The sequence below is a fragment of the Flavobacteriales bacterium genome (assembly GCA_013214975.1).
GTDB lineage: Bacteria > Bacteroidota > Bacteroidia > DT-38 > DT-38 > DT-38.
The window spans coordinates 1-4,524 of the sequence record JABSPR010000452.1 but is presented as its reverse complement, the minus strand read 5'-3'; the positions used below and the strand labels follow the sequence as shown (position 1 = coordinate 4,524).

Here is a 4,524-nt window from a genome sequence, read left to right as displayed (position 1 = left end):
TTAGTACTTCTCCAATTGACTTATCGTTAACCATTCCAATAACAAAATGAAGTGCTTTATATTTTATATTGTCAAGCTGTTTGATTATTTCTTTGATGCCAGCTACATTATGTCCTGGATCACATATTGTTAACGGATTAGTATTTAAAACCTGAAAGCGCCCTTGGAAACCACTGGTTTTCCTAACACTTGTTAACCCTTTACGTAATTGTTTCTCTGGAATTTCATATTTCTTTTTTCGAAGAATATTTACAGCATAGAGAACGGTTTTTAGATTTTTAGCCTGGTACTCACCAAGTAGATCGAGCTGCAGGTTAGAGAGAGTTGCTTCTCCGTAATTAAAAACATCAAAAGATTGGTGCGTGCCTAATTTGGTTGTTTTGTCCTTTAGTAATAAAATATTATCGGAGGCGTAACTTATCGGAGCTTTCGCATCGCTTGCAATTTTGTCGAATACCTTGGATGTTGTAGTAGTTCGTTCTCCGATTACAACAGGGATTTTGCTTTTGATAATGCCTGCTTTCTCTGTGGCTATTTGGGTAATAGTATTCCCTAGAAGGTTGGTGTGGTCTTTACTGATGTTCGTAATGATGGAAAGCTGGGGAGTAATAATGTTTGTAGAATCTAATCGGCCACCTAAACCAACTTCAATAATAGCGATGTCTACTTTTACTCCAGCAAAGTAACTAAATGCTAATGCTACAGTCATCTCGAAAAAAGAAGGATCTAATTTTTCTATTAAATCTTTGTGTTTGGCAACGAAGTCAACAACGCCTTTCTGTGGGATCATTTTCCCGTTTACTTTAACTCTTTCCCGAAAGTCTTTTAGATGAGGTGAGGTGTATAGACCAACTTTTAGACCTGTGCTTTGCAATACAGACGACAGCATGTGGCTAACAGACCCTTTTCCATTTGTGCCAGCAACATGTATGGATTTGAATTTGTTCTGTGGATTCCCCATCGCTTTACATAGATCGATGATATTTCCTAGATCTGCTCGGTAGGCAATTTTTCCTTGTCGCTGATATATTGGGAGCTGACTAAAAAGAAAGTCAAGCGTTTGCTGGTAGTCCATTCGCTAGTTTAGCATGAAGATATAGGTAATAGAACCTAATTGCTCTTCCGTAGCATTTTTATCAATAGAGAACTTAGCCTTATAAGCGGCTTCTTCAGCTCTTTTATATAGGCCTAAATCTGATATAGTAGATCCTCTTGATCCAGCTTTAGCCCAAACCACGTTCCCGAATCGATCAACTTTAATTGCTACGATTACTTTTCCTTCTTCTTGGATATTACTATCTGGACTTGGAAGGTGTTTTGATTTTCTATTGCCAAGAGAGAATGAGTTTCCATCTCCTGGTATGCCAAGGTAATTGTCGGATTGTGTTCCTTCTGGGTTTCCAGCGTCTCCGTCTCCCGAAGTGTCTCCTTCTCCTTGACTTGTTTCTTTAGCCTTTTTATCTTCCATTTTTTGTTTCATCTTTCGGAAACGATCTTCTACTTTTTTTTGAGGCTTTATTGGCTCCGCTTCAGGAACAACTTCTTTAACTTCATCGACTTTTTTCTCTTCATCTTTAACTGTAACAGTTTCTACTGTTTCTTGCGTCATTATATCTTCTGATACAACTACTTGCTCAACAGGAGTTGATACCGCTTCTGTTACGGGTTCAGGTTCTTCAACCGGTGCTGTAGGAGTTTCTTCACCAAAACCATCTTCAACCATTCCAAAGTCGACGACCATACCAGTTTCAGGTATAGGCAACATGTGCGTTAGTCCAAAAAAGATGAACAACAGCAGCAGTATAAGGTGTATCAGGATAGTGCCAATAAGACCTTTACGTCTTTCTTTATCTTGGAACAGTTCAGTCATATTCGTTAGGGCTTCGTAGCTATAACGAGTTTATATTTGTTTCTATTGGCTATGTCCATTATCTGAACAACAAATCCGTGAGGAACCATTTCGTCAGCTTTAACAACAATGCCTGGATCGTCAATACCAGTCATCTTTTGCTTTAAAGTAGCCTCAAGTGTTACAATGTCCATTTCATCACCATTAAGCGCAAAAATGGGCTCGTCTGTAATGGTTATTGTAAAGTTCTTTGGTCCTTTACTTTGGGCACTACTGTTCGGCAATACCACGTTTAGGCCATAAGGACTTACTAATGTAGAGAGTACTATAAAGAAAACGAGCAGTAGAAAAACAATATCGGTCATCGACGACATGTTAAACGATACATCTACTTTATTTCTAGGTTTTAATGCCATAACTATTTTGATGGTTCATTAAGTACATCCATAAACTCAACGGTAGTTGCTTCTAAACGATTAATAACTCTTTGCACTTTAGATACAATCACGTTGTAACCAACATAGGCAATAATTCCGATTACAAGACCAGCAGCGGTAGTTACCATAGCTTGCATGATACCTCCGGCAAGGTTGCTTACTTGTACTTCGTTACCTGCTGTGTACATGTCGTGGAATGTTTTGATCATTCCGATTACAGTCCCTAAGAAACCAATCATTGGAGCTGCACCTGAAATAGTACCCAGCGTGTTAATTCCCTTTTCCATCATGCTGATCTCTAAATTTCCTACATTTTCAATAGACTCTTTAATATCAGATAGAGGTTTGCCGATTCGGGCAACTCCTTTAGAAATCATTCTTGAAGTTGGTGTGTCACTTGTTTCGCAAAGAGATTGAGCAGCTTCTATTTTGCCATCGTGGATAAAGTCTCTAATCTGGTTCATGAAATTAACGTCTGATTTAGAGGCAGCTTGTACCGCAAAAAACCGTTCGATAATTATATATACTGCGATAACTGAAAGAATAGCAAGGGGTAGCATGATGTACCATCCGCCTTTTGCAAGTAATTCAAGAATCGAAATTGTTTCTTCGTGAGGGATTACGTCCTCCATTCCCTCAGCAGTTGTAAGAGAATCTGTTGCTACATTAATTTGTAACAGTATATTATTCAGCATGTTTAGAATTAGTTTAGATGTACTTTATGCGAAAATAACGCATATCAGAGGTGTTAAATCTCTGGTTAATCTATAATTCTTAACAAGCGATTGTTAGCTTTCGTGAGCTGAGCTTATATGTTAGCAAAGAAGAAGTAATAGGTAGCTGCTCCTGCAAGATATCCGGCCAAAGCGTAAAGCGTAGTGTTTTTTACATAATAGATGAAATCTATTTTTAAAATACCCATGGCAGCAACACCGGCGGCAGATCCTATAATTAAACAACTTCCTCCCGTTCCAGCACAATAGGCTAAGAATTTCCAGAAGTCATGGTCAACAGGGTAAGTCGTCATTTCATACATCCCCATTGCACCTGCAACAAGTGGTACATTATCAACGATAGATGAAAGAACACCAATAACAAGATTTATTACATAAATATTACCTAAAGACTCTTCAAGAAGAATTGCTAATTGCTCCAAGTGCCCAGCCGATTGTAAACTTGCTACTGCTATTAATATCCCTAAGAAGAACAAGACACTAGCAGTATCAATTTTACGTAGTACACCAATTACTGATGTTTTAGATTTCTCCTCAGAATTCTTTTCTTTATGGATAATCTCTGTTACCACCCATAATACACCTAGACCAAAGAGGATCCCCATAAATGGAGGGAGATGAGTAATCGTTTTGAAAACAGGAACAAAAAGGAGTGCACTAACTCCTATCCCGAATATTAAATTTCTCTGGAATGTGGTTGTAGGCGCAATCAGATGTTCTTTGTCAACCATTCCTAGAGCTGGAGTAATGTTCCCTTTAAGAGTGAAAGAAACTATAATTAACGGAACAAGAAGACAAACCATGCTAGGAATTAGCGTTGATGTAACAATACTACCCGCGGTAACCTGGCCACCAATCCATAGCATTATTGTAGTTACATCACCTATAGGAGACCATGCACCACCTGCGTTAGCGGCGATAATAATAATGCCAGCAAAGAACCAAATATCGTTTTTGTCTTTTATTATTTTTTTAAGTAGTGCAGACATTACTATAGCTGTAGTAAGATTATCTAAAGCAGCGGAAAGAAAGAAAGTAATGATGCTTAATGTCCAGATTAATGTGACCCTTTTTGTTGTTGTTATTCTATCTGTAATAACTGCAAATCCTTCATGAGCATCAATAAGCTCTACAATGGTCATCGCTCCGAGTAGGAAGAAAAGTATTTGAGCAATCTCGCTTAAATGATGAGCCAATTCATGCGGAATAAAGTGATCCATCATCCAACCCGTATTCTCCATGTATTCTCCTTCAACACCAGTTGGCCTGTATTCGTGGCTCCAAGCAAAATGGCCTAAGGATTTTGAGATGTGATGTGCTTGATCTTTAAACTCATCAAGACTCCAATTAAGATCGACACCAAGAATGTCAACTTTTGCAAATGCATATATTGTCCAACATATTACCGCCGTTAGAAGAGCAGATGCTGCTTTATCAATTTTTAATGGGTGTTCAAAAGCTATTGCCATGTAGCCAAGAACAAATACGATAAACATCAATAAAT

At 38.2% G+C, this 4,524-nt stretch carries 5 protein-coding genes; all 5 read right to left on the bottom strand.

Annotated elements, in window-relative coordinates; genetic code table 11:
• The coding region (locus HRT72_14060; GenBank protein ID NQY68834.1) for a bifunctional folylpolyglutamate synthase/dihydrofolate synthase at window positions 1-1,075 on the bottom strand (1,075 nt) is incomplete at its 3' end.
• Between the two features lie 3 nt (window positions 1,076-1,078).
• Window positions 1,079-1,870: a hypothetical protein gene (locus tag HRT72_14055; protein NQY68833.1), complete on the bottom strand. Its 792-nt coding sequence runs from the start codon at window positions 1,868-1,870 to the stop codon at window positions 1,079-1,081.
• 5 nt (window positions 1,871-1,875) lie between these two features.
• A complete protein-coding gene (locus HRT72_14050) occupies window positions 1,876-2,265 on the bottom strand; it encodes a biopolymer transporter ExbD (protein NQY68832.1) in 390 nt (129 codons plus the stop codon).
• Between the two features lie 2 nt (window positions 2,266-2,267).
• Window positions 2,268-2,918, bottom strand: coding sequence for a MotA/TolQ/ExbB proton channel family protein (locus HRT72_14045; GenBank protein NQY68831.1), 651 nt, complete (start codon window positions 2,916-2,918; stop codon window positions 2,268-2,270).
• Window positions 2,919-3,094: 176 nt separating this feature from the next.
• Window positions 3,095-4,524: sodium:proton antiporter NhaD (gene nhaD, locus HRT72_14040; protein ID NQY68830.1), on the bottom strand; the 1,430-nt coding region annotated here is incomplete at its 5' end.

Coding starts and splice junctions, on each gene's coding strand:
- HRT72_14045 (NQY68831.1), bottom strand. CDS start 2,918: ATGGAGGACGTAATCCCTCACGAAGAAACAATTTCGATTCTTGAATTA.
- HRT72_14050 (NQY68832.1), bottom strand. CDS start 2,265: ATGGCATTAAAACCTAGAAATAAAGTAGATGTATCGTTTAACATGTCG.
- HRT72_14055 (NQY68833.1), bottom strand. CDS start 1,870: ATGACTGAACTGTTCCAAGATAAAGAAAGACGTAAAGGTCTTATTGGC.